General features: G+C 77.4%; 2 protein-coding genes. One reads left to right on the top strand and one right to left on the bottom strand.

What is annotated here, in order from left to right:
* Positions 1-1,381 (top strand): molybdopterin cofactor-binding domain-containing protein (locus tag ACTUAL_RS28930; protein ID WP_440902456.1); only part of this gene is annotated, 1,381 nt, incomplete at its 5' end.
* Positions 1,382-1,387: 6 nt separating this feature from the next.
* Here ACTUAL_RS28930 and ACTUAL_RS28935 read toward each other — a convergent pair.
* Positions 1,388-2,572, bottom strand: a 1,185-nt coding sequence (locus ACTUAL_RS28935; RefSeq protein WP_440902457.1) for a putative PEP-binding protein, incomplete at its 5' end; no start/stop codon positions are given.

Genomic DNA, 2,572 nt, shown 5'->3' on the forward strand with positions numbered 1-2,572 from the left:
GCTGGGCGCCCGGCTGGCCTCGCACGACGACGCCAAGGCGCTGGCCGTGCCCGGTGTGCTGACCACCGTCGCGCTCGACGGCGTCGCAGGCGCCCAGGGCGGGGTGGCGGTGGTGGCCCGCTCGGCGCCCGCCGCGCTCGCCGGACGGGCCGCGCTCACCTGCGAGTGGACCGGCGGCACGCCGGACGTCGACAGCCGCGAGTGGCTGGCGCAGCTGGTCGCCGCGCTCCCGCAGGACCCGCCGCCCGCGAACGGCCACACCGCCGCCTACGAGCTGCCGCTGCTCGCGCACGCCCCCATGGAACCCATGAACGCCACCGCCGACGCCCGCCCCGACCTGGTCCGGCTGTGGGCGCCCACCCAGGACCCCGGCGGGCTGCGCGACACCCTCACCCGCGCGCTCGGCGTGCCGGTGGAGGTCGAGCCCACGCTGTCCGGCGGCGCGTTCGGCAGGCGGATCGAGGACGACTACGCGCTGGAGGCCATCGCCTGCTCGCGCGCGGCGGGCGCCCCGGTCAAGGTGCTGTGGACCCGCGAGGACGACACCCGGCACGACTCGTACCGGCCCATGTCGGCGCACCGCCTCACCGCCGAGCTCGGCCCGGACGGCCTGCCCGTGCGGCGCGCGCACCGGGTCGCCACCTGGGGCCTGACCGTGCTGCCGTTCTTCGGCACCCCCCAGCTGGTGCTCGCCAGCGGCGACCACTTCCCCTACGCGGTGCCCGGCGAGGTGACCGCCACCGTGCTGCCCGCGCCGCTGCGCACCGGGTTCTGGCGCGCGGTCTACGCGGGCCAGTTCGCCTACGCCGAGGAGTGCTTCCTCAGCGCGCTCGCCCAGCGCGCGGGCTGGGACCAGGTCGAGTACCGGCGCAGGCTCCTGGCCGACCAGCCCAGGGTGCTGCGCGTGCTGGACGCGGCGGCGGCGCGGGTCCGGTTCCGGCCGGGGCCGGGGCGGGCGCTGGGGGTGGCCTGCCACCTGGAGTACGGGTCGGCCATCGCGGTGCTCGCCGAGGTGGACGCGCGCGGGGGGAAACCGGTGGTGCGCAAGGTGACCGCCGCCGTCGACGTCGGCCAGGCGCTGCACCCGTCCGGGGTGCGGGCGCAGGTGGAGGGCGGGGTGCTGGACGCGATCTCCACGGTGCTCGGCGCGCGGATCACGGTCCGGGCCGGGCGGGTGGAGCAGTCGTCGTTCCGGGACTACGCGTGGGCCCGGATCGACGCCGCGCCCGAGTTCGACGTGGTGCTCGTCGACTCCGACGCGCCGCTCGGCGGCATGGGCGAGCTGGCCTACCCGCCCGCGGCGGCGGCGGTCGCCACGGCCGTGGCGCAGGCGACCCGGAGGCCGGTGACGGGGTTGCCGGTGCACTCCGAGGTCGGCTGACCGGCCTCACCCCGCCGCCGCGACCGGCTCCCCGGCGACCCGGCCGGTCGCGGCCCGCTCTGCCGCGGCCCGCTCGGCCGCGGCCAGCGCCACCTGCCGCAGCTCGGCCGTGCACATCATGAGCCTGCGGGTCGGCAGCCTGCGCACGTAGTGCTCCACGTCCGCGCCCAGCGCGAACACGTGCACCGGCACCCCGCCGCCCCGCCCGGCGGTGACCGCGTGCCGCAGCGCCGCCAGCACCGCCGGGTGCCTGGTCTGGTAGGTCGAGGCCACCAGGTGGTTGCCCCGGTCGGCGGCCAGGTAGAACTGGATCAGGTCCTTGGTGCCCACGAACAGCTCGCTCGCCCCCGCCACGCAGAACTCGGCGGTCGAGTGCACCGCGGCGGGCGTCTCCACGAACACCCCCAGCGGGGTCCCCGCGTCCAGTCCGAGGTGCGCGCGCAACCGCTGGAACTCGTCCCGGTCGTTGATGAACGGCACCGCGAAGCTCACCCGGTCCGCCGCGGGCCCCGCCAGCTCGCGCAACCTCCCCCGCAGCGCCCGGAACGCGTGCGGGTAGTTCTCCTCGGCCAGCAGCCACCGCGCCCCGTGCAGGCCCAGCTCCGGGTTCGGCTCGCCCTCCACCGGCACGCCCGTGGTGATCTGCGCGGCGTCGTCCGAGCGCAGGTCCAGCAGGCGCATCACCAACCGCTGGCCGGGCAGCAGCTCGGCGAGCATCCCGCACAGCTCGTCCGCCAGCGCCGCCCCGTACCGCCGCGCCCCGGCCACGCCCGAGCGCAGCGCGTCGAACGGGCTCAGCTCCGCCGACAGGCAGGCGAACTCCTCCCGGATGAAGTAGCTCTCCACCTGCGCGACCCAGGGCGACAGGGCGTTGACCGCGCGCACGTCCGTCGCGTCCGCCACCACCACGCACACCGAGTCCACCTCGTCCAACCGCGCGGGCGCCGGACCGGGGGCGCGCGGGGCGGGCACGGCCGCGCCCAGCAGCACCGACTCCCGGTCCAGCCGCACGGTCACCTCGCCCGCCAGCGCCCCCAGCTCCGCCGGGGCCACCCGCAGCACCGGGATGCCCCGCGAGCGGCACAGCGACTGCATGTGCCCGGTGCGCCCGCCCCGCGCGCACACCACCGCCGCCGACACCACGCTCGCCTCGTACCGCTCGGGACCGAGCGACTCGGCCACCAGCACCGC

This window comes from Actinosynnema sp. (assembly GCF_052038725.1).